Source organism: Methylobacterium sp. 88A, assembly GCF_000376345.1.
Taxonomy (GTDB): Bacteria; Pseudomonadota; Alphaproteobacteria; order Rhizobiales; family Beijerinckiaceae; genus Methylobacterium; species Methylobacterium bullatum.
Genome location: NZ_AQVT01000001.1, coordinates 1,660,708 through 1,684,374, shown reverse-complemented (window position 1 = coordinate 1,684,374; position 23,667 = coordinate 1,660,708). Strand labels below are relative to the sequence as shown.

Here is a 23,667-nt window from a genome sequence, read left to right as displayed (position 1 = left end):
GCGAGTGCCTGGAATTCAGATCGACCGCGGCGGCGATGCCGTCCCGCCGCCGCCGGATGCGCTGATCCGTTTCGAGCAGGTGGCGAAGACCTACTCCACCCGCGACGGCGCCGGCGTCTCGGCGCTGAGCGGGATCGACCTGTCGGTGGCGGCCGGTTCGGTGCTGGGGGTGATCGGCCGCTCGGGCGCGGGGAAATCGAGCCTGATCCGGCTCATCAACGGCCTGGAGCGCCCGAGCGCGGGTCGTGTCCGTGTCGGGGATGCGGAGGTCTCGTCCCTCGACGAGCGCGCGCTGCGCCGGATGCGCCGCGGCATCGGCATGATCTTCCAGCATTTCAACCTGCTCTCGTCCCGCACCGCCTTCGGCAACATCGCCCTGCCCCTGGAGATCGAGGGCCGGGGAAAAGCCGCGATCCGCGCCCGTGTCGAGGAATTGCTGGCCTTGACCGGGTTGGAGGAGCAGCGCGACCGCTATCCCGCCGAACTCTCGGGCGGCCAGAAGCAGCGTGTCGGCATCGCCCGCGCGCTGGCCACGGGGCCGAGCGTGCTTCTCTCCGACGAGGCCACCTCCGCCCTCGACCCGGAGACCACGCGGTCGATCCTGGCGCTGCTGCGCCGCATCAACCGCGATCTCGGCCTCACCATCGTGCTCATCACCCATGAGATGTCGGTGATCCGCGCCGTGGCGGACCGCGTCGCCGTGCTGGAGGCGGGCCGCATCGTCGAGCAGGGAGACGTGTTCGAGGTGTTCACCCGTCCACAGGCCGAGATCACCCGGACGCTGCTGGCGGGAGAGATGGGGCTGGCGCTGCCGGCCGGACTTCGCGCCGAGATCGACACCCAGCCGATTCCCGGCGGCACGGCGGTTCTGCGGATCGCCTTCCGCGGGCCTCACGCCAACGACCCGATCGTCGCGCGGCTCGCGCGCGAGACCGGCATCGAGGCCAACATCCTGTCCGGCACCGTCGACGAGATCGCCGGCCAGCCCTTCGGCTCGCTGACGGTGGGGCTGCCCGCTGGGCCGGACGTGGTCGGCCGGGCACGCGCCTTCCTCGACGCTCACGGCCTCGTCTCCGATCTCCTCGGCTACCTGCCGGCCCACAGCGTGGAGGCTCGCCGTGTCGCCTGAAATGATCCGCCTGCTGCTGCAGGCCACCGGCGACACGCTTTCCATGGTGGCCGTGGCGGCCGTTCTCGGCACGCTGTTCGGCCTTCCGCTGGGCGTCTTCCTGGCGACCAGCCGGCGCGGGGAATTGCTCGCCGCGCCCTGGCTCAACGGCGTGCTGGGCCTCGTCGTCAACGCCACCCGCTCGACGCCCTTCATCATCCTGGTCGTGGCCATCATCCCCTTCACCCGGCTCATCGCCGGCACTTCCATCGGGATGTGGGCCGCCACGGTGCCGCTGACGGTGGCGGCGACGCCCTTCATCGCCCGCCTGGTGGAGGCGGCGATCCGCGAGGTCGATGCCGGGCTGGTGGAGGCGGCGCGCGCCTTCGGGGCCGGCCCGCTCACCATCATCCGCAAGGTGCTGATCCCGGAGGCGCTGCCCGGCATCCTCCTCGGCCTGACCCTCGCGGTGGTGTCGCTTCTCGGCTACTCGGCCATGGTCGGCGCCGTCGGCGGCGGGGGGCTGGGCGATCTCGGCATCCGCTACGGCTACCAGCGCTTCCGGCCCGAGATGATGCTGGCCGTGGTCGTCGTGCTGATCGTCCTGGTCCAGGCGGTCCAGACCATCGGCGAGCGTCTGGCCGGCCGGCTCAACCGGCGCATCCGCCGGGCGTGATCCCGCTCCGGCAGGTTTCATCGGGGCACGCACCGGATAACCCGCCCGGAATGTCCCATATAACGAACGCCGGGCGTGATGAGATAAATCGACGGTCTCCCACATATCGTCGCTCGGCCGGAAATATTCTTCGCATTGCTGCGACGGGCTCGATAACGACTACGATCCGTCTGTTCTAGAGACGGATCATCTCCTTTGTCCGTTCTATAAAGAGAACGATTTCATTGACGGCGAGGGCGCCGCCGAGCAGATTCGGAGGACACTTTCTCACCCCGGCTCCGCGTCCCGCGTCCGAGTTACGACAGCAGGTTTCCCCATGACGACCCGACGCCCGACTCTCTCGCGCCGGAAAGCGGCGGCTCTTCTGGGCGGCTTCGCCCTCTCCCTGGCGAGCCTCGGCCCTGCCGCCGCCGCTGAGGGCCAGCTGCGCATCGCCAAGCAATTCGGTGTCGTCTACCTGCTTCTCAACGTCGTCGAGGACCAGAAGCTCATCGAGAAGCACGGCAAGCAGGCGGGCCTCGACATCAAGGTGGAGTACGTCCAGCTCTCCGGCGGTTCGGCGGTCAACGACGCACTGCTGTCCGGCAATATCGAGATCGCCGGGGCCGGTGTCGGCCCGCTCTTCACCCTCTGGGACCGCACCCGGGGACGGCAGAACGTCAAGGGCGTCGCGTCGCTCGGCAACTTCCCCTACTACCTCGTCACCAACAATCCCGACGTGAAGACCATCGCCGACTTCACCGAAAAGGACCGCATCGCGGTTCCCGCCGTCGGCGTCTCGGTTCAGTCGCGCATCCTGCAGCTGGCCTCGGCTAAGCTCTGGGGCGACAAGGACTTCGCCAAGCTCGACAAGATCAGCGTCGCTGTTCCGCATCCGGAGGCCACTGCCGCGATCGTCAAGGGCGGCACCGAGATCTCCGGCCATTTCGGCAACCCGCCCTTCCAGGAGCAGGAACTCGCCGACAATCCGAAGGCCCGGATCGTCCTCAATTCCTATGACGTGCAGGGCGGGCCGGCCTCCTCGACCGTGCTCTACGCCACCGAGAAGTTCTACAAGGACAGCCCGAAGACCTACACGGCCTTCCTGGGCGCCCTCGACGACGCCGCGAAGTTCATCACCGCGAATCCGGAGAAAGCCGCCGAGATCTACGTTCGGATCAACGGCAGCAAGATCGACCCGGCCTTCCTGACGACGATCATCAAGAACCCCGCCGTATCCTTCAAGGTGACGCCCGAGAACACGCTCGGTCTCGGGACGTTCATGCACCGGGTCGGCGCCATCAAGGCGGAGCCGAAGACGATCGGAGACTACTTCTTCGATGACCCGCGCATCAGCAACGGCAGCTGAGCGGCGCGCCATGATCTTCACGGCTCCCCGCTCCGAATTCGCCATCACAGGGCTCCCCGATCCCCGCGCATGGGGATCCGCGCGGCGTGAGGAGGCGCGCGCCCATGCCCCGGTCGCGGCCGAGGCATCGCCGCTGCTGCGGATCAAGGGCGTGACCCTCGAATACCGCACGCCGGAGCGGGTGGTGCGCGCCACCCATCGCATCGACCTCGATATCCATGAGGGGGATCGGTTCGTCCTCCTCGGGCCGTCCGGCTGCGGCAAGTCCACCCTGCTCAAGGCCGCGGCCGGTTTCCTCCGCCCCGTGGAGGGGGAGATCACCCTCGGCGGCGTGCCCGTGCGCGAGCCCGGCCCCGACCGCATCGTGGTGTTCCAGGAATTCGACCAGTTGCCGCCCTGGAAGACGGTCGCCCAGAACGTCGCCTTCCCCCTGCGCGCGGCCCGTGCGCTGGGCCGGCGCGAGGCCGCCGAGCGGGCGCGGCACTACATCGACAAGGTCGGGCTGACGCGCTTTGCCGACAGCTACCCGCACCAGCTCTCGGGCGGCATGAAGCAGCGCGTGGCGATCGCCCGGGCGCTGGCGATGCAGCCGAAGGTCTTGATGATGGACGAGCCCTTCGCGGCCCTCGACGCCCTGACCCGGCGCCGGATGCAGGAGGAATTGCTGTCCCTGTGGGACGAGGCCCGCTTCACCCTGCTCTTCGTCACCCATTCCATCGAGGAGGCCCTGGTGGTCGGCAACCGGGTGGCGCTGCTCTCGCCCCATCCGGGCCGTGTGCGGGCCGAAATCAACAGCCATGCGTTCGATCTGACCAGCATCGGGAGCCGCGATTTTCAGGGCGCGGTGCAGCGTCTGCACAGCCGCCTGTTCGAGACCGCTCCCGAACCCGAAGCATCCACGGAGGCGTCCGCATGAGCGATGCCAGTCTCGCGGGCCGGACCCTCGTGCCGCCGATCCGCCCCGAATACGACCACGTGCTCGCCCCCTTCGTGGAAGCCCCGGTGGAACGGGTGCTGCCGTTCTCGACTCGGCTCTGGCAGCAGGATTGGCTGCGCAAGGGCCTGATCATCGTCGCCCTCGTCCTCGTATGGGAGGGGCTGGCGCGCTGGCAGGACAACGACCTGCTGCTGCCCGGCTTCGGCGCCACGATGGCCGCCCTGGTGGACGGCCTCGTGAACGGCGAACTGCTGGACCGGGTGCGGATCTCCCTCGTCGTGCTGCTGCAGGGCTATGTCTGCGGCATCGTCCTGGCCTTCCTGCTGACCACCCTGGCCGTCTCGACCCAGTTCGGCCGCGACCTGCTCTCGACCCTGACGGCGATGTTCAACCCGCTGCCGGCGATCGCCCTGCTGCCGCTGGCCTTGCTCTGGTTCGGCCTCGGTTCCGGCAGCCTGATCTTCGTCCTCATCCATTCGGTGCTCTGGCCGATGGCGCTCAACACCTATGCGGGCTTTCAGGGCGTGCCCGAAACCTTGCGCATGGCCGGGCGCAACTACGGTCTGCGCGGCCCGTCCTACGTGATTCAGATCCTCATCCCCGCCGCCCTGCCGGCGATCCTGTCCGGCCTCAAGATCGGATGGGCCTTTGCCTGGCGCACGCTGATCGCGGCGGAACTCGTCTTCGGCGCATCCTCGGGGCGCGGGGGGCTGGGCTGGTACATCTTCCAGAACCGCAACGAACTCTACACGGACCGCGTCTTCGCCGGTCTCGTCCTCGTCGTCGTCATCGGTCTCGTCATCGAGAACGTGGTGTTCGCGGCCTTCGAGCGGCTCACCGTGCGGCGCTGGGGCATGGCGCGATAATCCCGACCGATGTCGGAGGCCAAGCTGCCCCGCGCGAAAGGTTCTACTTTCACGAGCGTCCGGCAGAGCAGTTTTCGATCGTTCCGCCTCTATCTTTAAAAGATCATATTATCGACTTTTGCTGATTGCCCCTAGTATAACGGCTCTCGCAAAAGCTTTTATTCAGTATTTCGTCCGCCGGCGGGACTGGGGTGCCGGCCGGATGGCCCCGCTTCGATCGCATCGCTGTCCCGTCTCGCCCTCGACGCCATCGGGCTCCGGCATGGCGCCGGGCCCATCCTCGACCTCTTGCGCCTGCCATGAGGGCGTGAGCGACCGCTTCACCGATGCCGCACCTTTTCGCCGGGCGGATGTAGATTCAAGGGAGATCAATCCGTGACGATCACCAGACGCCGCGTGCCGGGCCTGCTCCTTGCGCTCGGAGCCGGCCTTTCCGCCCTCACCGGTGCCGTCGCCGGGGAGGCCGCGCGGAAGGAGTTCCGGATCGGCTACCAGAAGATCGGCCTCATCGTCGTCGCCCGGCAGCAGGGGGTGATCGAGAAGCGCCTGGCCGCGCAGGGCACCAAGGTGCAGTGGGTCGAGTTCCAGGCCGGGCCTCCCCTGCTCGAAGCCCTGAGCGCGGGCAGTATCGATTTCGGCTATACCGGCGACGCGCCGCCGATCTTCTCGCAGTCGGCGGGCGGCAACCTCGTCTATGTCAGCGCCGCGGCGCCCTCCGGCGACGGCGAGGCGATCCTGGTCAAGGAATCTTCGCCGATCCGGTCGGTCGCCGATCTGAAGGGCAAGAAGGTCGCGTTCGGTCGCGGCACGAGCGCGCACAACCTCATCATCGCCGCCCTGGAGAAGGCCGGCCTCACCTTCTCGGACATCACGCCCGCCTACCTGACGCCGGCCGATGCCGGCTCGGCCTTCGCCAACGACAGCGTCGACGCGTGGTCGATCTGGGATCCCTACTTCGCCGTGGCGCAGGCGCGGAGCAAGACCAGGGTCCTGGCGACCTCCGGCCAGACCCTGGACGTGTCGGCCTATTTCCTGGCCAACAGGACCTTCGCCGACACGCATCCGGGCGTCATCGTCCATAGTCTGGCGGGTCTCACCGAGGCGGCCGCCTGGGCCGACGGGCACCGCGACGAGGTGGCCAAGGCGCTGAACGCCGTGACGGGCATCCCCTACGAGATCCAGAAGGTCGCGGCGGACCGTACCCGGTTCGGGGTCCGGCCCCTCACCGACGCGATCCTCTCCGGGCAACAGGCCACGGCCGACCGCTTCCATCGTCTCGGGCTCATCCCCCGCGCGATCCAGGTGCGTGACGCCGTCTGGACCCCGCCGCGCACCTGATCGCGTCGACCCGCAAATTCCGTCGACCCGCAAGGCCCGGAGCCCCCACATCGTGACCACCCTCGACCCCCTCGCGAGTCTGTCCCTGCCGGGAGCGGGCGTCCCGCCCCGGCGGGCGCTGCCCAAGGCCGTTTCCCCCTCCCCCTCGCGCCACACGGCCCGGTCGGGCTTGGGCCCCTACGGTCTCTTCGTGATCTCGTGGCTCGCCCCCGTCGCCCTCGTGGCGGTCTGGGAAGTCCTCGCCCGTGCCGGCTGGATCTCGCCGCAGGTGCTTCCGGCACCGAGCAAGGTCCTGACGACCGCCTGGAAGCTGACACTGAACGGTTCGCTGCTCCTCGATCTCGGCACCAGCCTGCTGCGCGCGGCGGTGGGCTTCGCCATCGGCGGCGGAATCGGTTTCGCCCTCGGCACCCTGGTCGGGTTTTCCCGTCTCGCGGAGGCGGCCATCGACCGGAGCGTCCAGATGATCCGCGCCATCCCGTTCCTCGCCCTGCTGCCCCTGGTCATCGTGTGGTTCGGCGTCGGCGAGAGCCAGAAGATCTTCCTCGTGGCGCTGGGGGTCGCCTTTCCGATCTACATCAACACGGTGCTCGGCATCCGGCAGGTGGACCCGAAGCTCGTCGAACTCGGCCGGGTCCGGAACCTCGGTCCGATCCAGCTGATCCGCCGCATCATCCTGCCCGGCGCCCTGCCCTCGATCCTCACGGGCGTCCGCTATGCCCTGGCGACGGCCTGGCTGGCCCTGGTGGTGGCCGAGACGATCGGCGCGCAAGCCGGCCTCGGCTTCCTCGCGATGGATGCCCGTGAGTTCCTGCGCACCGACGTGATCGTGCTCGCCATCGTGCTCTACGCGCTGATCGGCATCGCCGCCGATTCCATCGCCCGTCACCTGGAGCGCTCGCTCCTCGCCTGGCACCCGAATTTCGGGGACCGCCGATGAGCCGCGCCCATGCCGGGAGCGTTGTGGCCGCGTCCCCTCCCTCGCGTCCCGCCGTCGTCGTCACCGACCTCACCCGCGCCTACGGCGCGCGCGTCGTCATCGACGGCCTGAACCTCGTCATCGAGCGCGGTGAGTTCGTCGCCCTGCTGGGCGAGAGCGGTTGCGGCAAGACGACCTTGCTGCGGGCCCTGGCGGGGCTCGATCCCGTCGATCACGGCCGCATCGACGCGCCGGGAGAGGCCGCCGTCGTGTTCCAGGAGCATCGGCTGCTGCCGTGGGACAGCCTCTGGCGGAACGTGGCGCTGGGCCTGCCGGACCAGGGGGCTCGGGAGCGCGCCGCCGCCGCGCTCTCCGAGGTCGGGCTCGGACACCGCCTCGACGATTGGCCGCGCAATCTCTCCGGCGGTCAGGCGCAGCGCGTGGCTCTCGCCCGCGCGCTCGTGCAGGAGCCGGAACTGCTGCTGCTCGACGAACCCTTCGCGGCGCTCGACGCCCTGACCCGCATCCGCATGCACGGGCTGGTCAAGGAACTCGTGGCCCGCCACCGGCCGGGCGTTCTCCTCGTCACCCACGATGTCGACGAAGCCATCTCGCTCGCCGACCGCGTGCTGGTGATGCGGGCGGGGATCATCGCCGCCGAGCACCGGCTCGACGGCTCCGGCGATCGGGTGGCCCTCCGCCTCCGCCTCCTCGCCGAACTCGGCGTTCACGCCGAATCCGAGCCCGCCTGAGTGTGTCCCGGAGGATCTATCAGCGGATGCCCATGCCCAAGTGAATCACAAGTGGATCATCTGCCGACTTCTATCATCCAAGCCCACCACCTCATCCTGAGGCGCCCGCGTCAGCGGGCCTCGAAGGAGCCCTCCAGACACCAGAGCGATCCCTGGACGCCTCCTTCGAGGCCGCTACGCGGCACCTCAGGATGAGGTAAAGTCTTGGAAAAACAAATCAAACAGGCCCGCCTGAATTTCCCCTCGTAGCCGACCCACCAGAGACTCTCATGACGACCTCATTCCGCTCTCCGTCCTCCGGCCCTTCCCGCCGCCGTTTCCTCGAGACGTCCCTGCTCGGTGCCGGTGCCCTCGCGGGTGGTCTCGCGGGTGGTCTCGCGGGCCATTCGGCCGGCGCCGCCACCGGCCGCACCACCGACACGCTGCGCCTGACCTGGGGCTATACCGGCCTCACCTTCATCGCCAAGGAGCGCGGCGAACTGGTGAAGACGCTCGCCAGAGACGGGATCAAGGTGGAATGGGTCGGCCCGTTCCCCAACCACGCGCCGACCCTCCAGGCGGTCACCGGCGGCACCGCCGATTTCAGCTTCGGCGGCAGCACGACCCCTGCGCTCGCCGCCATCTCCGCCGGCTCGCCGCTGGTCTTCACCCAGTTCCTCATCTACAGCCCGCGCACCACGGCCATCATCGCCAAGGACGGGTCCGGCATCGACAAGGTCGAGGATCTCGTCGGCAAGTCTGTGGCGGTGAACCGGTCGGGGCTCGGCGAGTTCCTGGTGGTGGCGGCGCTGGAAAAGCACGGCATCGACCGGTCCAAGGTCAAGTTCGTCTATCTCAACCCGCCCGATGCCGCTCCGGCGCTGGCCTCCGGCAAGGTCGATGCGTGGTCGATGTGGAGCCCCGGCGTGGACATCGCCCGCGTCGACTACAACGCCCACGACATCTTCCTCGAAGAGCGCGACCTGCCCTTCCAGATCGATTTCACCTCCTACCTGACGCGGCGGGATTTCGTCGCGAAGAACCCCGATCTCGTCCGCGCCTTCCATGCGGCGCTGAAGAACGACGCCGATTGGGCGTCCGCGAACACGGAAGAGGCCGAGCGGCTCACGCAGGCCAAGGCGGGCTACAGCGACCGGGTGCGCGACCACTTCATCGGCCTGCGCAAGCAATACAAGCTCTACGCGACGGACGATCAGGCCTTCCTGTCGGAGTTCCAGAAGGCGGCCGAGTGGCTGGTCACGCGCAAGGTCCTGCCCGAGCCGGTGACCGTCACCGATCATCTCGTCCGGGTCTGACGGGATCGTCGCCCCGTTCCAGGCCCCGGTCCTCGCGTCCCAGCGGCGGACCTCGTATCTTACCGGAACGGGACGGGAGCCGATGCTTCCCGTCGGCCGGAGCTATTCCGAACGTCTCGCACTCCCGAGCAGCGCGCGGGCGGCTTCGTGACGGATCTCGCCCGTCTCGCAGGTCTTGCAGATCGCCCCGAGATAGCGACCGTCGATCACCGTCGCGGCGAACAGCCCAGACTTGAAGCGGTTCGCGGCCTGTGTCTCCACGGCGTACCAGAGGCGTGTCCCGAACCGCACCTTGCCGAATTCGCCGCGCAACGTCGCGTCCCTGCTCGTGCTTTTCAGAGCGCTGCGGATGCGGGTGTAGCGGGAGGTGGGCGAGGCGTAGAGCCCGTCGAGACGGGCTGAGTCGTCGCCGTCGTCTCCGACGGGATCGCGTCTCAGGAACAGGGTGCAGACCTCTAGGGTGCGCTTGCAGGAGAGCGTGCCGCAGACGAGACGCACGGTCATCCGGCCCGTGGCGTCACCGGTCGCCTCGGCGGGATCTTCCAGGGTCCATCCCTCCGGGAGATCGATGACGAAGCCCTGGTCCAGACGGACCGTCCGTGTCCTCGCGGTCTCCCCGCCCCAGGCCGCTCCCGCGACGGTCAGTGCCGGGAACACGCATGCGAGGGCGAGCCAGCCGGAGCGGCGTTTCGGAGCACGGCTCATAACGGTCCGCCGTCCGAAGGCAGATGGCGCGCCGCGAGCGCCTCGAAACGGGCGAGTGCGTCCGGATCGAAGGCGCGTGTCGGGAGTGGCAATACGCTGCCCCAGCGCATCGGCAGGACGATGAGCTCGCCCAGCCGCTCGCAGCCCCGGAAGTTCGTCCAGCCGAGGCGTGCCCAGGCTCCTCCTTGGGCGACCGAGAGGCCCCGGGCGTCGGCATGGGCATAGGACGTGCCGGGCCGTGCCTCCCGCGCGAGATCCCGTCCGAGCTCGCGCGCCGCCCAGCGACGGTTCCAGGGACCGAGCGCGAGGACGAGCAGGACCACCGCCGCGGCCCCTATGGCCGGCTTCAGGAAATCGGTTCCCGCCATCTCGAGGAAGAGCGGGAACGCGATGGAGAATGGGACGCGGTAGGGGTCCACCGCCCACACGAAGGCGACGATGCCGGGAACGAGCAGGCTCAGACCGACGAAGAGCAGCACTGCCCCGCGCATCCGTGCTCGCCGCATCGCCGGCCGGTCGAGGGTCCTGGTCACGAGCGCCGCCCGATCCTCCGCCGTGAGCGTGAAGGCGATGCGCACCGCATCCCCGGCTTCGTCGGCGAAGGGATCGGTGTCGTCGGGCGGGTGGGGCGACAAGGGCCGCCCGGCGGCGGTCCAGGCCCGAACGCCGTCGGCCTGCGCCGTCGTGAGATCGGCCTTGGCGAGGACGATGGGTTCGCCCTCGACATCCGTCAGGACGAAGAGGTGGAGACGGTCCTCGTCCAGCCCCTTGATGAGATGCCAGGGCAGGAAAGCCTCCAGATCCGCACTCGTCTGCGTGATCCCGGCATCGTCGAAGCGGTAGGTCATCGGCACGGGCGTGTCTTCGCCGGGGGGGCCGATCGCGGCGACGAGCCGCTGCTGCAGCAGCCACGGGTAGGCCGCGTGAAGGGTGAGGCAGGCGAGTGTCACGACCGCGAGGAGCGCGGCCAGCGGCCAGAGCGACAGGTCGGGGAGGTCCTGCAGAAACCCGGATATGGTCTTGCCTTTACGCCCCCCCTCCGTCGCCCAGGTCGAGACGAAGCCGAGCAGGGCGAAGAACCATAGCGCGGGTAGTCCGACCGTCAGGATACGCCGCCGGAATGCCGCCGAGCGAGGTCGGTGCATCCAGGCGATGCCGGCGAGTCGATGGGTGAAGTGAAGCGGGGCGGCGAAGACGAGGGGCGCGCGGGGGGATAGCGGACGTGCCGAAATGGATGGGACGACGGGCAGGGTTGCATCTCCTACGACGCGCGGCGTGCGCTCATGGCGCTACGCGGGTTTCGCAAAAGTGGTCGCTGGTTTTGCGGCCGAAAACCTGCGACGCTCCAAGGGCCAATGCGGACCCGCACAGGTCCGGCAGGCCTCCATCGTGCCCGGACCGGGCGGCTGAGACAACCGCCGACGACACGGGGTGGTTGAGAGCATCGCCGGATTCGAACGCCCGCGCACCGAATTTGCCGCCGGCGGCCGCTTCCGGGCGTGCCGACACGCGAGAGTTCGGGGCCCGATCCGACGAGACCGGGCCGCGGGCGGACTTCCCTTTGGAACCGAGCGGTCCAACGGGCTGTGTCGATCGAGGGTCCTGGCTCACCGAGCCGGTGCTAGAGCGCTCTTCGCCGAAGTGGATGCCGGTTCGGCGAAAAAGAGCGCGGCAAATCAAAAACTTAGAGATGTGTCCCGACCCAACGTGGTCGGGCACAGCTCTAGACCTGCCCGGCCGCGTCTTTCATGGCCGCCGCCGCCGCTGCCAGTCCCCAGCGGACCATCTCCTCCGCGTCGGCGGCCGTCCCCGCCTCCGCGTAGCAACGCAGCTCGGGCGCATTGCCGGACGCCCGGAAGTGGATCGTGCGTCCCCCGTCGAGTTCGACCCTAACACCGTCCTGTTCGTCCACGGATTGCGGCGTGCCGAGCGGGCGGAAGAAATCCGCGCGGAACGCCTCCCGGCCGAGCTGGCGCAGCAAGGCGCCGCTCCGCTCCGCCGGGGTTTCGGGCAGGCGGTCGCTGGCGGTCTCGCCGACCTTCAGGGAGACGACGAGTTCCGCGAGCGTCATTCCGGCGTCCCGTGCCGCCGCCAGGGTCGCCACGATCGGAAGGATCGCATCGCGCGTGGGCAGGGCCGCGAGGATCCCGTCGCCGACGGCAATGTCCGAACCGAGGAGGAAACCGCCATTGGCTTCGAAGCCGACGACGCTCGTGGCTCCGTCCCTCTGCGCCTGGCCCATCCCGGCGATGACGAACGGCGAGCCGACCTTGGTGCGCAGCACGCGTCGGAAGCCGCCCGCATGCTCGATGGCCGAGCCCGCCGTGACGGGGACGACGACCGTGTCGACGCCGAGATAGCGGGCGGTGATCAGCCCAAGGACATCGCCCCGGACGATCCGCCCGGCGGCGTCCGCGAGCAGCGGCCGGTCCGCGTCGCCATCGGTCGTCACCAGCGCGTCGAAGCCGCCCGATGCCATCGCGTCGCGGATGAACGCGATATCCTCGGGGCGGTGGGCCTCCGTGTCGATGGGCACGAAACTGTCGGAGCGGCCGATGGCGACGATGTCGGCCCCGAGGGCGGCCAACACGTCGGCGAGGAGATCGCGCGCCACGGAACTCTGCTGATAGACCGCGATCCTCTGGCCGGCCAGGATGGTGGAGGGGAAGGCATCGGAGTAGCGCTGACGGTAGCGGTCGATCGCCCCCGGCTCCCGCGTGGCGGCGTCAGTCGGCGGCATGTCGCCGACCCGGGAGATGTCGCCCAGGGCGGCGAGGATCGCGACCTCGTCGGTCTTGGTGATCTCGCCATCGGGGCGATAGAATTTCAGGCCGTTGCGATCCGAGGGAATGTGGCTGCCGGTGACCATGACGGCGCAGGCCCCGCGCCGGATGCCTTCGAGCGCGAGGGCCGGCGTCGGCAGGGCACCGCAATCGAACACGGTCAAGCCGGCCCCCGCCGCGGCGGCGGCCACCGTCGCGGCGATTCCCTCGCTGCTGTCGCGCAAGTCCCGGCCGATCACGACGTCGCGGCTGCCGCCGGTCGTCGCGGCAATCGAGCGGAAGAACGCGCTGGCATAGGCGTAGCTCGGCCATCCCACGAGGTCTGTCACCAATCCGCGCAGGCCACTGGTCCCGAATTTCAGACTGCTCATGAGCTTTCCACTTGCGATGGGCGCGACGGTGCGACGAGCCCCGCTTTTAGGTGGAGTGGGCCGCCGCCTCAATCGGTTCCCGTCGGGGCGTTTCCCCCGCCTTCAAGCGCCGGGGCGGATTGCCATGCGATCACCGGGCGTTCGAAGTGCCACGCGACGCTCACCGTCACTTCAGGTCGGTTGTGGCCGCAGGCTTGAGGCCGCTTCACGCGATCGCGGTGATCCGATGCAGAAGCGACATCAGATCGGATTGGCGCCGCGTCTGCGTCTTCGAGAAGATCGACGCCAGATGTGTCCGCACGGTCCACAACGTGATGCGCTTGTCGGATGCGATTTCCGCGAGTGTCTTTCCAAAGCAGATCTGCTTGGCGATGCTGGACTCGGTCTGCGTAAGGCCGAACATCTTCTGCATGACTTCGTTGCTGGGGTCCGGGTTCTCGTTCAGATCGACAATCGTCACGAGCGTATAGCCGTAAGCGTCCGTTTCGTCGCCAGCGGGCATGGCGTGAATGGCCAGGGAGCGCTTTCCCTGGCGCGGCACCATGATCCACGACTCGGACCTGTGCCGGAATCGTGTTCCCCCCGCTTCGAGCACGCTCTTGAAGCCGGCCCTCAGGTCCACGGACTTGGGCGTCTCCTCGTCGTTGAATTCCTGGATGGCTCGGATAGCCGCCTGATTGGATTCCACCACATCCCCGTCGGAATCCAGAAGTAGAGCGCCACAACCCATGCGATCCAAAACGCCGAAGAAACGGCTGTTGAGCGACACGATTTGCTCCCCAATGCAGCTTTGTTCAGTATTATTGTGTCCGACGCTCGCTACGTCTTCGACGCTACAGGGACGGGGCCGGCCTGATTTGCCTCGCGAGCGGACAGGCCTGCAAGGCGAGGGGAAATCTCCAAGGTCCGCATTCCCTCGTCCAACTACTTAAGTAGCCATCATGGCGGCTCGCCAAAAGCTGCAAGCGCCGCGAACTCATTCACGCATGCCTTATAGCGATTGTTTCCACAACGAAACGTGCATGTCCATAATTCTCGCACGCTCCGATGGTTGCTAGTCCATGTTACGGGGCGGGCCGATATTTTTCCATCCCCATGATAACTGATTGACCGACGTGGGAAATTCTCGATTGTCAACAGATCGGGGATCGCGGCTCGATCTCTGCTCGAGGGATGATTTCGGTTTGTCATCCCTCATATGAGGGAGGCCGGCGAGATTTTATTTGTGGGTCGCTCCCTCGGACGTGCGATGTCAGACGCTTCCCCACGGATTAAACTAAAAATTGCATTTTTGAGATACCGACCAGTGACGCCCCCCCTTTTGGTGGGCCGCCTCCGCCGGGTCCACCGGGCGCGCTCATCCCGCGTGGTGCAACCCCTCCGGGGCAAGGGTGCGGAGGCAGGGAAGTGACGGTGACGGCATCCCGACCTGCAGTGAGGGGTCGGCGCGGAACAGCCGCTTCAGGAACCCCGTGACCGCCTGGATGCGGGGGGAGAAGCGCAGGTCCGTATGCACGTTGAGCCAGAGATCGCGGCTGGTCGAGGCGGTTTCATGGAGCACGGGGACGAGGTCGTCGCGCCCCTTCACGGCGAAGCTCGGCAGAAGCACGAGGCCGAGACCGCCGGCGGCGGCGTTCTTCTGGGCGATCATGCTGTTGGAATGGAACACGATGTGACGGTCGAGCACGACGTCGTCGAGCCAGCGGACGCAATCCACCTGGATCAAATCGCTGATGTAGGAGACGAAGGCGTGATGGCGCAGATCGTCGATGCTCTGCGGCATGCCGGCCCGGGCGAGGTAGGTGGGGGCGCCGTAGAGGCCGAGCCGGAAGCGTCCCACCTGTTCGGAGACCAGCCCCTGGCCCGGCGGTTTGAAGAAGCTCAGGAAGAGGTCGGCCTCGCGCCGGTTGACGTAGACGGTCTGGGACGAGGTGACGAGTTCGATCGCGAGATCCGGGTGGGTCTCACGCAGGCGCACGAAGCGTTCCGCGAGGTAGAGCGAGGCGATGCCCTCCATCGTCGCGAGCCGCACCCGCCCGCTGGCCTGCGCCGCAGAGGGGGAAACCTCCTCGCCCATGGCGATGACCGCGCTCTCGACCCGCTCGGCATGCCCGAGGAGGCGCTGGCCCGGCTCGCTCAGCCGAAGCCCTGACGGCACGCGCTCGAAGAGCGCGATGCCGAGCGCACTCTCCAGATGGGCGAGGCGGCGGCTCACCGTCGATTGATCGACCTTCAGGCGCTTGGCCGCCCCGGCGAGGCTGCCGCCCCTGGCGGCGTTGAGGAAGACCTTCAGGTCGTCCCAGTCGAGCAGATCGAGCGCAGCCATGGGGATCGGTTGGCAAGACTCGCGCCAAGCCCGGCCGTCCGGCCGCCGCCCGCGCCGGGTTCCTTCCGCAAGGCGCCTTGCAGATTTGCCCACTTCGCGCGCGCCGGGCGCCGGCTAGGCTGGTTCACGAAAGGGTGAATCCATGCTTCCACGCTTCAAGGCCGCCGCGATCCACGCCGCCCCCGTCTTCCTCGACGCCACCGCCACCACCGACAAGGCGGTCTCGTTGATCCACGAGGCGGCGCGGGCGGGGGCGGGTCTCGTCGCCTTCCCGGAGACCTTCATCCCGGCCTTTCCGGTCTGGGCGGCGCTCTCGGCTCCCATCGACAACCACGATCTCTTCGCCCTCATGGTCGAGCAATCCGTCCTGGTCGACGGGCCGGAGATCGGGCGCATCCGTCAGGCGGCGCAGAAGGCGGGCATCGTCGTGTCCTTGGGGCTCAGCGAGCGCTCGGCCGTGAGCGTCGGCTGCCTTTGGAACGCCAATCTCATCATCGGCGCGGATGGCGCGATCCTGAACCATCATCGCAAGCTGATGCCGACCTATTACGAGAAGCTCATCTGGGCCCCGGGCGACGGCGCCGGGCTGAAGGTGGTGGAGACCGGGATCGGGCGCATCGGCCAGCTCATCTGCGGCGAGAACACCAACCCGCTGGCGCGCTATGCCCTGATGGCGCAGGGCGAGCAGTTCCACATCTCGTCCTGGCCCCCGGTCTGGCCGACGCGGCGGCCGAAGGGGGGCGGCAATTACGACAACCTGGCGGCCAACCGCCTGCGGGCCAGCGCCCATTGCTTCGAGGCCAAGGTCTTCGGCCTCGTGACGGCGGGCATGCTGGACGGCAAGGCCTACGATTTCCTCGCCGCCCGCGGTCCCGGCGCCGCCGACGTGCTCGACGCAACGCCGCGCGCCGCCTCGTTCTTCGTCGATCCCACGGGGGCGCAGATCGGCGAGGCGCTGCAGGACGAGGGGATCCTCTATGCGGAGATCGACCTCGATGCCTGCATCGAGCCCAAGCAGTTCCACGACGTGGTCGGCTATTACAACCGCTTCGATGTGTTCGACCTCGGGGTGAACCGCCAGCGGCTCGTTCCCGCACGGTTCCGCGACGGCCCGGAGCTTGCTGCCGCATCCGAGCCCCCGGCCCCGCCAGCGAACGGCGCGTGAGCGACCGACCCCGCGGAAGTCCGCTCCTCTTCCTTGCCTGCGATCCCTCGCCCCCGATCCTTCGCGTCAACGACCCAGAATGGAGATGTGCCATGACCATCGACCGTCGCAAGCTCATCCTCGGAGGTGCCGCCGGACTGATGCTGCCGGATCTTCGCGCAGCCTTCGCCCAGAGTCCGGCACAGATCGGAACGTTCCCGGGCGGCGTCGGCGCGGATTCGGTCTTCATCGGCCTCAACATGCCGCTCACCGGGGTCTTTTCCGGCGATGGCAGCGACCTGAAGCTCGGCTATGAACTCGCCATCGCGCAGATCAACGCGGGCGGCGAGATCGCCGCCGCCTGGGGGCTCAAGGGCAAGGGCGTCCTCGGCCGCCAGATCCGCCACAAGATCGCCGATACGGAGGGCAAGCCCAACGTGGCGGTCCAGGCCGCGACGCAGTTCATCCAGCGCGACAAGGCCATCATGTTCCAGGGCTCCGTCAGCAGCGCCGAGGCCATCGCCCTCGAGGAGCTCGCGAGCCGCGACAAGGTCCTCTACATGGTGGGCATCGCCGGCTCGAACGACGTCACCGGCAAGAACTGCCAGCGCTACGGCTTCCGCTCGCAGCAGAACGCCTACATGGCCGCCAAGGCCCTCGCTCCCGTCGTCGCCAAGGCGCTCGGCAAGAAGCTCAAGGCCGCCTTCCTCGTCCCCGACTACACCTACGGCCAGACGGTCTACGAGTCCTTCTCCAAGTTCTCGAAGGAGCAGGGCTGGACGCAGGTCCTGAAGGAGACGGTCCCCCTGGGGACGGCCGATTACAGCTCGGCGCTCCTCAACATCGCCAACAGCGGCGCCGACGTCTTCGTCAATATCTGCTTCGGCTCGGATGCCGTGGCCTCCACCAAGCAGGCCGAGCAGTTCGGCGTCCTGTCGAGCATGAAGCTCGTGGTGCCGAACCTGTCCTCGTTCCAGGACAAGGAAGTCGGCCCGGAACTGATGCAGGGCGTCTACGGCTCCTGCGACTTCTGGTGGACGCTGCAGGATCGCTTCCCCCTCGCCAAGACGTTCGTGGAGGCCTTCCTCGCCCGGAACGCCTATCGCCCGCGCTGGGGCGCCCACATCGCCTACATGCAGACCTATCTCTGGGCGCTCTCGGTGGAGAGGGCGGGCGGTTTCAACCCCGTCGACATCATCAAGGTGATGGAAGGCTCGAAGGCGCAGCCCTACGAGACCACGATCGGCCGCGTCTATTTCCGCGCCGAGGACCACCAGATGGTCCGCCCGATCCCGATCCTGCGCGGCAAGGCGCCCTCGGCCATGAAGGGGCCGGAGGATTTCTACGAGGTCGTGGACCTCGTGGACGGCGAGACCGTGATGAACCCGCCCGATCTCTTCGGGTGCAAGCTCGGCCCCTACAGCTAAAGGCGCGCCGTCATGCCGAGCACCGCCGTCCTCCTCTCCCAGGCCTTCAACGGCCTCGCCCTCGGCAGCCTCCTGGCTCTCGTCTCCAGCGGGCTCACCATCATCCTCGGGACGCTCGGCGTCCTGAACTTCGCCCATGGCGCGCTGTTCGCTGTCGGTGCCTACACGGCCTTCGTGATGATGCAGGCCACGCACTCCTTCGTGCTCGCCATGCTCGGCGGCTGCGCCATCATGCTCATCATCGGTTTCACGATGGAGCGGCTCGTGATCCGCCACTTCTACGCCCGGCCGGACGAGGACCAGATCCTCGTCACCTACGGGATCGGCATCGTCCTGGTCGAGGGATTGCGGGCCGGGTTCGGCGGCAACAGCCAGCGGGTTCCGGTGCCGTCCTGGGGCACCGGCGCGACGAAACTCGGGTTCATGGTCTACCCGACCTATCGCCTGCAGCTCATCGGCATCGTCGCGGCGCTCCTCGTGGGCCTCTACCTCGTGCTCTACCGGACCTCGGTCGGCCTCGTGGTGCGGGCCGGCATCGAGAATGCCGGCATGGTCGGCATCCTCGGCATCGACGTGCGGCGGACCTTCCTGCTCGTCTTCGCGGTGGGCATCGTCGCCGTCGGCCTCGCCGGCATGCTCTACGCCCCCGTGGTGGCGGTGACGCCCGACATGGGCGCGAGCTTCATGGTGCAGTCCTTCGTGGTCATCGTGCTCGGCGGCCTCGGGTCCTTTCCCGGCGCCATCGTCGGCGGTCTCATCGCGGGCGAGATCATCAGCCTCACCAGCGCCTTCGATTCCGCCTACTCGGAGGTCATGCTCTACGGCCTGATGGCCCTCGTCCTCGTGGCGCGGCCGCAGGGCCTGTTCGGCACGGAGGGACGCGTCTGATGACACCCGGCCCTCTCCGGGCACTGTTGCCCGAGCTCGCCCTCCTCGTCGTTCTCCTCGCCGCCCCCATCCTCCTGCCTCCGCTCGGCTTCTCCCACGACCTGCTGTCACGGGCGCTGAACTGGGCCCTGTTCGGCCTCGGCTTCGACATCCTCTTCGGGCTCGCCGGCCTGCTCTCCTTCGGGCAAGCGGCCTTCTACGGGGCCGGCGGTTTCGTCGCCGCCTACCTGCTGGTCTCGGGGACGATTCAGAGCGTCTGGCTCGCCTTCCTCATCGGCACGCTGGCCGCCGGCCTGTTCGGCATCGCCGTCGGCTGGCTCGCCGTGCGGCGGATCGGCATCTACTTCGCCATGATCACCCTGGCCTTCGGCCAGATGGCCTATTTCATCCAGAACTCGTCGCTGTCGGACTACACGGGCGGCGAGAACGGCATCGCCGGGGTGCCCGTACCGGTGATCGGTTTCGGTGATGGCGCCTTCCGGATCACGGCGGGCCTGCCGATGTATGCGCTCCTGGCCGCGACCTTCTTCTTCGGCTTCGTGCTGGCCCGGCGCATCGTGCGGTCGCCGGTGGGCCTGATCCTGAAAGCCATCAAGGAGAACACGCCCCGCGTGGCCATGCTCGGCCACGACGTCCCCGCCTACAAGCTCGCGGCCTTCACCATCGCGGCGCTCTATGCGGGCCTGGCCGGAGCGATGCTCGGCTCCTTCCAGAGCTACATGCCGCCGGACGCCTTCGCGCTCGAGACGTCCGGCCAGCTCGTGGTGCAGACGATCGTCGGTGGGGTCGGCACCCTCGTCGGCCCCCTGGTGGGGGCGGCGCTCTGGCTGTGGCTGCGCGACAACCTTCAACTCGTCCCCGGCCTGGGCCCTCTCTGGAAGCTCATTCTCGGGATCGCCTTCATCGGTCTCGTGATGGGCCTGCGCCGCGGCATCTGCGGCGAGATCCTGCACCGCTGGGAGCGTCGTCGCGATGCGGCACTCCTGCGTGCCGCCGAGGCCCGCACCGCGGCGATGGAGGCGGCGACCGGCACGGTCACTCCCGAAATCCCGGCCGAGGTCGCGCTCCCCATGCCCCGGCCGACCATCGACGGCCGCGCGTCGCACGCGGAGATCGCCCTGGAGGCTCAGGATCTCGCCCGCCATTACGGAGGCTTGAAGGCCGTGGACGGGGTCGGCTTCCGGGTCCGGCGAGGATCGATCCATGCGGTGATCGGCCCGAACGGCGCCGGCAAGAGCACCCTGTTCAAGATGCTCTCCGACGAGGTGAGCCCGAGCGCCGGCTCGGTCCTGCTGTTCGGTGAGCGGCTCACGGGGGCGGGGGTGACCCGTGCCACTCAGCTCGGCGTCGCCAAGAGCAACCAGCTCAACCAGCTCTTCCTCAACCTCACGGTGCGGGAAAACCTGCGGGTGGCCGCCCTCGCCCGGGCGCGGGGCAGGTTCCGCCTCGATCTCCTCGCCCCCTCGGTTGGTCGGGCGGAGGTGGAGGATCAGGTGGAGACCATGCTGGCCATCCTCGATCTCGGCCCGCGGGCGGAAACCCGCGCCAGCATCCTGGCCTACGGCGAGAAGCGCCGCCTCGAAATCGGGATGGCGCTGGCGACGAGCCCCAACGTCCTCCTCCTCGACGAACCGCTCGCCGGGATGAGTCCCTCCGAACGGGTCGCGACCTGCGCACTGATCCGGCGGATCGGACGGTCCTGCACGATCCTCATCGTCGAACACGATCTCGATGCCGTCTTCGACCTCGCCGAGCAAGTCACCGTCCTCAGCGACGGGCACCTCCTCGCGGATGGACCGGCCGAGGACGTGCGCCGCGATCCCGCCGTGCGGAAAGCCTATCTCGGCACGGGGCCGGAGGAGGACGAGACCGGCGAGTCCACCCGCATCCGGGGAGCCATGAATGAGCCTGCTTGAGGTCGAGAGCATCAATACGCTCTACGGGGATTCGCACGTCCTGTTCGACGTGTCGCTCCGGGTCGAGGAGAACGAGGTCGTGGCGCTGCTCGGCCGCAACGGCGCGGGCAAGACGACGACGCTCCGGACGCTGATGGGCGCCCTTTCTCCGCGCAGCGGGACGATCCGCCTCGACGGCAAGCCGATCCACGGCCTGCGGCCCGAGAAGATCGCGCGTGTCGGGATGCAGCTCGTCCCGGAGGAGCGCGCCGTCTTCGGCACTCTCACGGTGGAGGAGAACCTGCGCGTCGCCCGCCTGACCGCGCAGAAGCCATGGTCCCTCGACCGGATCTGGGAGGTTTTTCCGCGATTGAAGGAGCGCCGCACGTCGCGGGGGCGCACCCTGTCGGGTGGCGAGCAGCAGATGCTCTCGATCGCTCGGGCGCTCATCCGCGATCCCCGGATCATCCTCCTCGACGAGCCGTTCGAGGGCCTGGCCCCCCTCATCGTCCAGGACCTCATCGCCTTGACCCGACGCCTCGCGCAGGAGGGCCGGACGATCGTCGTGGTGGAGCAGAACGTGGCGGCGGTGCTGAGCTTCGCCCAGCGGGTCTACGGTTTCAACAACGGCCACGTCGTCTACGAGGGGCAGGCCGCCGATCTCCGCGCCGACGCCGCGCCGATGCGGGCCTTCATGGGGCTTGCCGGGTAGAGCGCCCGTCCCGGATGGCGGCCTACGCGTCGGACGATGCCGCATCCGTCACACGACACGAGGCTGCATGCGAGGAGAGCACACCGAAACGCCTCGACAGGGGCTTTGCGCCCTGAGATAAGCCTCCGGCGATCGCTGGATGACGAGGCGTTTTAAGTCTTTGTCGCCGCGTGGCATTTTTCCGAGAAGCGGCTCCGGATCCCGAGCCGGCTCTGTAGGGAGAGGCGAACATTGGCGATTAATGAAGAGACTATTGCCGAGAAGACGTTCCTGACCTTCCTCCGGAATGGGGAGCGGGACGCCTTCCTCCAACTGGAAGCCGAATTGCTGGGCCAGTCCGTCGAGAGATGGGGAGCCCTGGTCGCGGCGTATCGCTCCCTGCTCACCCTCGACGACATCGCGGCGGAGGCCGGGCTCGACGAGCGGTTTCGTCCGAAGATCTGGTGGATGCGCAGTCCGTTCCCGGGGAATTTCGGCGATATCCTGACACCCTACGTGCTCTGGCATGCCTTCGGCGTTATGCCCCGCTGGTACAATTCGAAGCAAGCAGACGGGCTCTGCATCGGCAGTATCGCCAAGTTCGCCCGGCCCGGCATGTATCTGTGGGGGACGGGCATGCCCCGCAACACCGACGACATCTGCCCGACCGCGATCTATTCGGCGGTTCGCGGGCCGCTCTCGCGCGACGCCGTTCTGGCCGCCGGTGGACAATGCCCCGAAATCTACGGCGATGCCGCCATCCTGCTGCCCGAGCTCTACGCGCCTGCGGTGGAGAAGACCCACAAGGTCGGCATCATCGCGCACGTCCTGCAGGAAGCGCGGATCCGCGAGGCCGTGGAGGCGGTGGGCGCCGACCACGTCAAGGTCATCTCGCTCCTCGCCGTGTCGTTCGAGGACATCGAGCGGGTGATCCGTGAAATCCTCTCCTGCGACGAGATCGTCACCACCTCGCTGCACGGCCTCATCGTGGCGCATGCCTATGGTGTCCCCGCTCAATCGGCGCGGCTGTCGGAGGGCAAGAAGGAGGCGAAGGATTCCTTCAAGATGCGGGACTACAAGCAATCGGTGGGTCTCTCCGACGAAGCCCTCGAACTTCCCCGGACGTTCAGCGACCTTGCCTGGCTCGACCACCGCGCCTGCGTGCTGCCGCCCTCCCCCCTCGACACGAAGCCTCTGCGGGCGGCCTTCCCGTTCCCGGTCCGATTTCAGGAACCGCCGGCCGCGAGGACCTGAGCAGGTTCGCATTGGCAAGCCAATGCTTCACCTCGCTCAGGCCTTTGGAGTGTCGCGGGTTTCGGGACGCAAATCCCGTGACCACTTTTGCTGAACCTACTCAAGGGACCCACGCGGAAAGATCGGTCCTGTCAGGCAAAAGGCTCCCGATGCGGTTGCATCGGGAGCCTTTTCATTATCGGGCCGCGGCGACTCGGGGGCCTCGGACAAGACCTGGCCACTTACGGCTCTCGTTCTAGGTACGTCGGCGCAGTGAGAGTTTGAAAGAGCCGCTCAGTTCAGCGCCACGGTGAAGGCGCCCTGGGTCTTGGAGCGGATCTCCTCCTCGGTGACGCCGTCTGCGAGTTCGACCAGGACCATGCCGCCATCGCCCTTCTTGTCGATGGTGAAGACGCCGAGATCGGTGATCACCATGTCGACGACGGCGGTGCCGGTCAGCGGCAGGTCGCAGGCGGTGAGGAGCTTCGGGCTTTCCGACCCGTCCTTTCCCTTGGCGGTGTGCTCCATCACCACCACCACCTTCTTCACGCCGGCCACGAGATCCATGGCGCCGCCCATGCCCTTCACCATCTTGCCGGGGATCATCCAGTTGGCGAGGTCGCCGTTCTCCGCCACCTGCATGGCGCCGAGGATCGACAGGTTGATGTGCCCGCCCCTGACCATGCCGAAGGAATCGGAGGACGAGAAATAGCTCGTGGTCGCTAATTCGGTGATCGTCTGCTTGCCGGCATTGATGAGGTCGGGGTCTTCCTCGCCCTCGTAGGGGAAGGGGCCCATGCCGAGCATGCCGTTCTCGGATTGCAGCTGAACCGACATGCCGTCGGGGATGTAGTTCGAGACCAGGGTCGGAATGCCGATGCCGAGGTTCACGTAGTAGCCGTCGCGCAGCTCCTTGGCGGCGCGCGCCGCCATCTGTTCGCGGGTCCAGGCCATGGTGGTGTCTC

The 23,667-nt window shown here is 67.8% G+C and carries 21 protein-coding genes; 15 read left to right on the top strand and 6 right to left on the bottom strand.

The annotated features are described in order from the left end of the window. Positions 1–4: 4 nt before the first annotated feature. From A3OM_RS0108040 to A3OM_RS0108000, 9 genes are all read left to right on the top strand, one after another. A complete protein-coding gene (locus A3OM_RS0108040; RefSeq protein ID WP_018043226.1) occupies positions 5–1,129 on the top strand; it encodes a methionine ABC transporter ATP-binding protein in 1,125 nt (374 codons plus the stop codon). Next, positions 1,119–1,784 carry a methionine ABC transporter permease gene (locus A3OM_RS0108035; RefSeq protein WP_026175832.1) on the top strand — a complete coding sequence of 222 codons (666 nt, stop codon included), beginning with the start codon at positions 1,119–1,121 and terminating at the stop codon, positions 1,782–1,784. Before A3OM_RS0108040 ends, A3OM_RS0108035 begins: the two co-directional genes overlap by 11 nt. A 316-nt stretch (positions 1,785–2,100) precedes the next feature. Further along, positions 2,101–3,132: an ABC transporter substrate-binding protein gene (locus A3OM_RS0108030; protein WP_018043224.1), complete on the top strand. Its 1,032-nt coding sequence runs from the start codon at positions 2,101–2,103 to the stop codon at positions 3,130–3,132. Beyond that, positions 3,104–4,048, top strand: a complete 945-nt coding sequence (locus A3OM_RS0108025; protein ID WP_245257771.1) for an ABC transporter ATP-binding protein — start codon at positions 3,104–3,106, stop codon at positions 4,046–4,048. The genes A3OM_RS0108030 and A3OM_RS0108025 overlap by 29 nt, the downstream gene beginning before the upstream one ends. Continuing rightward, positions 4,045–4,935 carry an ABC transporter permease gene (locus A3OM_RS0108020; protein WP_018043222.1) on the top strand — a complete coding sequence of 297 codons (891 nt, stop codon included), beginning with the start codon at positions 4,045–4,047 and terminating at the stop codon, positions 4,933–4,935. Before A3OM_RS0108025 ends, A3OM_RS0108020 begins: the two co-directional genes overlap by 4 nt. A 375-nt stretch (positions 4,936–5,310) precedes the next feature. Continuing rightward, positions 5,311–6,273: a sulfonate ABC transporter substrate-binding protein gene (locus A3OM_RS0108015; RefSeq protein ID WP_018043221.1), complete on the top strand. Its 963-nt coding sequence runs from the start codon at positions 5,311–5,313 to the stop codon at positions 6,271–6,273. A 169-nt stretch (positions 6,274–6,442) separates the two neighbouring features. Beyond that, positions 6,443–7,213 carry an ABC transporter permease subunit gene (locus tag A3OM_RS0108010; protein ID WP_245257835.1) on the top strand — a complete coding sequence of 257 codons (771 nt, stop codon included), beginning with the start codon at positions 6,443–6,445 and terminating at the stop codon, positions 7,211–7,213. After that, positions 7,210–7,944: an ABC transporter ATP-binding protein gene (locus tag A3OM_RS0108005; protein WP_018043219.1), complete on the top strand. Its 735-nt coding sequence runs from the start codon at positions 7,210–7,212 to the stop codon at positions 7,942–7,944. Before A3OM_RS0108010 ends, A3OM_RS0108005 begins: the two co-directional genes overlap by 4 nt. A 269-nt stretch (positions 7,945–8,213) precedes the next feature. Further along, the gene (locus A3OM_RS0108000) at positions 8,214–9,239 is read left to right on the top strand and encodes an NrtA/SsuA/CpmA family ABC transporter substrate-binding protein (protein WP_018043218.1); all 1,026 of its coding nucleotides are present in this window, start codon (positions 8,214–8,216) and stop codon (positions 9,237–9,239) included. 102 nt (positions 9,240–9,341) lie between these two features. On the opposite strand, the gene A3OM_RS0107995 is transcribed toward A3OM_RS0108000, so the two are convergent. The 5 genes from A3OM_RS0107995 to A3OM_RS0107975 all read right to left on the bottom strand — a co-directional run bounded on the left by A3OM_RS0107995 (position 9,342) and on the right by A3OM_RS0107975 (position 15,424). Beyond that, positions 9,342–9,944: a hypothetical protein gene (locus tag A3OM_RS0107995; RefSeq protein WP_018043217.1), complete on the bottom strand. Its 603-nt coding sequence runs from the start codon at positions 9,942–9,944 to the stop codon at positions 9,342–9,344. Continuing rightward, positions 9,941–11,089 (bottom strand): YcxB family protein, encoded by a 1,149-nt coding sequence (locus tag A3OM_RS0107990; protein WP_018043216.1) that lies wholly within the window; start codon positions 11,087–11,089, stop codon positions 9,941–9,943. The genes A3OM_RS0107995 and A3OM_RS0107990 overlap by 4 nt, the downstream gene beginning before the upstream one ends. Before the next feature lie 578 nt (positions 11,090–11,667). Then, positions 11,668–13,098, bottom strand: coding sequence for a phosphomannomutase (locus A3OM_RS0107985; RefSeq protein ID WP_018043215.1), 1,431 nt, complete (start codon positions 13,096–13,098; stop codon positions 11,668–11,670). Between the two features lie 205 nt (positions 13,099–13,303). Further along, positions 13,304–13,867: a helix-turn-helix transcriptional regulator gene (locus A3OM_RS24735; protein WP_157196458.1), complete on the bottom strand. Its 564-nt coding sequence runs from the start codon at positions 13,865–13,867 to the stop codon at positions 13,304–13,306. Between the two features lie 588 nt (positions 13,868–14,455). Beyond that, positions 14,456–15,424 (bottom strand): LysR family transcriptional regulator, encoded by a 969-nt coding sequence (locus tag A3OM_RS0107975; protein ID WP_018043213.1) that lies wholly within the window; start codon positions 15,422–15,424, stop codon positions 14,456–14,458. Between the two features lie 142 nt (positions 15,425–15,566). Here A3OM_RS0107975 and A3OM_RS0107970 point away from each other — a divergent pair, with 142 nt between their 5' ends. The 6 genes from A3OM_RS0107970 (at position 15,567) to A3OM_RS0107945 (ending at position 22,723) form a co-directional block, all read left to right on the top strand. Then, positions 15,567–16,589, top strand: a complete 1,023-nt coding sequence (locus A3OM_RS0107970; protein ID WP_018043212.1) for a carbon-nitrogen hydrolase family protein — start codon at positions 15,567–15,569, stop codon at positions 16,587–16,589. A gap of 92 nt (positions 16,590–16,681) precedes the next feature. Continuing rightward, positions 16,682–17,995 carry a substrate-binding protein gene (locus A3OM_RS0107965; RefSeq protein WP_018043211.1) on the top strand — a complete coding sequence of 438 codons (1,314 nt, stop codon included), beginning with the start codon at positions 16,682–16,684 and terminating at the stop codon, positions 17,993–17,995. Between the two features lie 12 nt (positions 17,996–18,007). After that, positions 18,008–18,883: a branched-chain amino acid ABC transporter permease gene (locus tag A3OM_RS0107960; RefSeq protein WP_018043210.1), complete on the top strand. Its 876-nt coding sequence runs from the start codon at positions 18,008–18,010 to the stop codon at positions 18,881–18,883. Next, the gene (locus A3OM_RS0107955) at positions 18,883–20,799 is read left to right on the top strand and encodes a branched-chain amino acid ABC transporter ATP-binding protein/permease (RefSeq protein WP_018043209.1); all 1,917 of its coding nucleotides are present in this window, start codon (positions 18,883–18,885) and stop codon (positions 20,797–20,799) included. Before A3OM_RS0107960 ends, A3OM_RS0107955 begins: the two co-directional genes overlap by 1 nt. Continuing rightward, positions 20,786–21,490, top strand: coding sequence for an ABC transporter ATP-binding protein (locus tag A3OM_RS0107950; RefSeq protein ID WP_018043208.1), 705 nt, complete (start codon positions 20,786–20,788; stop codon positions 21,488–21,490). The genes A3OM_RS0107955 and A3OM_RS0107950 overlap by 14 nt, the downstream gene beginning before the upstream one ends. Before the next feature lie 231 nt (positions 21,491–21,721). After that, on the top strand, positions 21,722–22,723 hold the full coding sequence (locus A3OM_RS0107945) for a polysaccharide pyruvyl transferase family protein (RefSeq protein WP_018043207.1): 1,002 nt from the start codon (positions 21,722–21,724) through the stop codon (positions 22,721–22,723). A gap of 273 nt (positions 22,724–22,996) precedes the next feature. Here A3OM_RS0107945 and A3OM_RS0107940 read toward each other — a convergent pair whose 3' ends face one another. Further along, positions 22,997–23,656 carry a 3-oxoacid CoA-transferase subunit B gene (locus A3OM_RS0107940; RefSeq protein WP_018043206.1) on the bottom strand — a complete coding sequence of 220 codons (660 nt, stop codon included), beginning with the start codon at positions 23,654–23,656 and terminating at the stop codon, positions 22,997–22,999. Between the last annotated feature and the right edge of the window lie 11 nt (positions 23,657–23,667).

Coding starts and splice junctions, on each gene's coding strand:
- A3OM_RS0107960 (WP_018043210.1), top strand. CDS start 18,008: ATGCCGAGCACCGCCGTCCTCCTCTCCCAGGCCTTCAACGGCCTCGCC.
- A3OM_RS0107950 (WP_018043208.1), top strand. CDS start 20,786: ATGAGCCTGCTTGAGGTCGAGAGCATCAATACGCTCTACGGGGATTCG.
- A3OM_RS0107970 (WP_018043212.1), top strand. CDS start 15,567: ATGCTTCCACGCTTCAAGGCCGCCGCGATCCACGCCGCCCCCGTCTTC.
- A3OM_RS0107985 (WP_018043215.1), bottom strand. CDS start 13,098: ATGAGCAGTCTGAAATTCGGGACCAGTGGCCTGCGCGGATTGGTGACA.
- A3OM_RS0108000 (WP_018043218.1), top strand. CDS start 8,214: ATGACGACCTCATTCCGCTCTCCGTCCTCCGGCCCTTCCCGCCGCCGT.
- A3OM_RS0107940 (WP_018043206.1), bottom strand. CDS start 23,656: ATGGCCTGGACCCGCGAACAGATGGCGGCGCGCGCCGCCAAGGAGCTG.
- A3OM_RS0107975 (WP_018043213.1), bottom strand. CDS start 15,424: ATGGCTGCGCTCGATCTGCTCGACTGGGACGACCTGAAGGTCTTCCTC.
- A3OM_RS0108025 (WP_245257771.1), top strand. CDS start 3,104: ATGACCCGCGCATCAGCAACGGCAGCTGAGCGGCGCGCCATGATCTTC.
- A3OM_RS0107990 (WP_018043216.1), bottom strand. CDS start 11,089: ATGCACCGACCTCGCTCGGCGGCATTCCGGCGGCGTATCCTGACGGTC.
- A3OM_RS0108005 (WP_018043219.1), top strand. CDS start 7,210: ATGAGCCGCGCCCATGCCGGGAGCGTTGTGGCCGCGTCCCCTCCCTCG.
- A3OM_RS0107965 (WP_018043211.1), top strand. CDS start 16,682: ATGACCATCGACCGTCGCAAGCTCATCCTCGGAGGTGCCGCCGGACTG.
- A3OM_RS0108020 (WP_018043222.1), top strand. CDS start 4,045: ATGAGCGATGCCAGTCTCGCGGGCCGGACCCTCGTGCCGCCGATCCGC.
- A3OM_RS0107995 (WP_018043217.1), bottom strand. CDS start 9,944: ATGAGCCGTGCTCCGAAACGCCGCTCCGGCTGGCTCGCCCTCGCATGC.
- A3OM_RS0108030 (WP_018043224.1), top strand. CDS start 2,101: ATGACGACCCGACGCCCGACTCTCTCGCGCCGGAAAGCGGCGGCTCTT.
- A3OM_RS0107955 (WP_018043209.1), top strand. CDS start 18,883: ATGACACCCGGCCCTCTCCGGGCACTGTTGCCCGAGCTCGCCCTCCTC.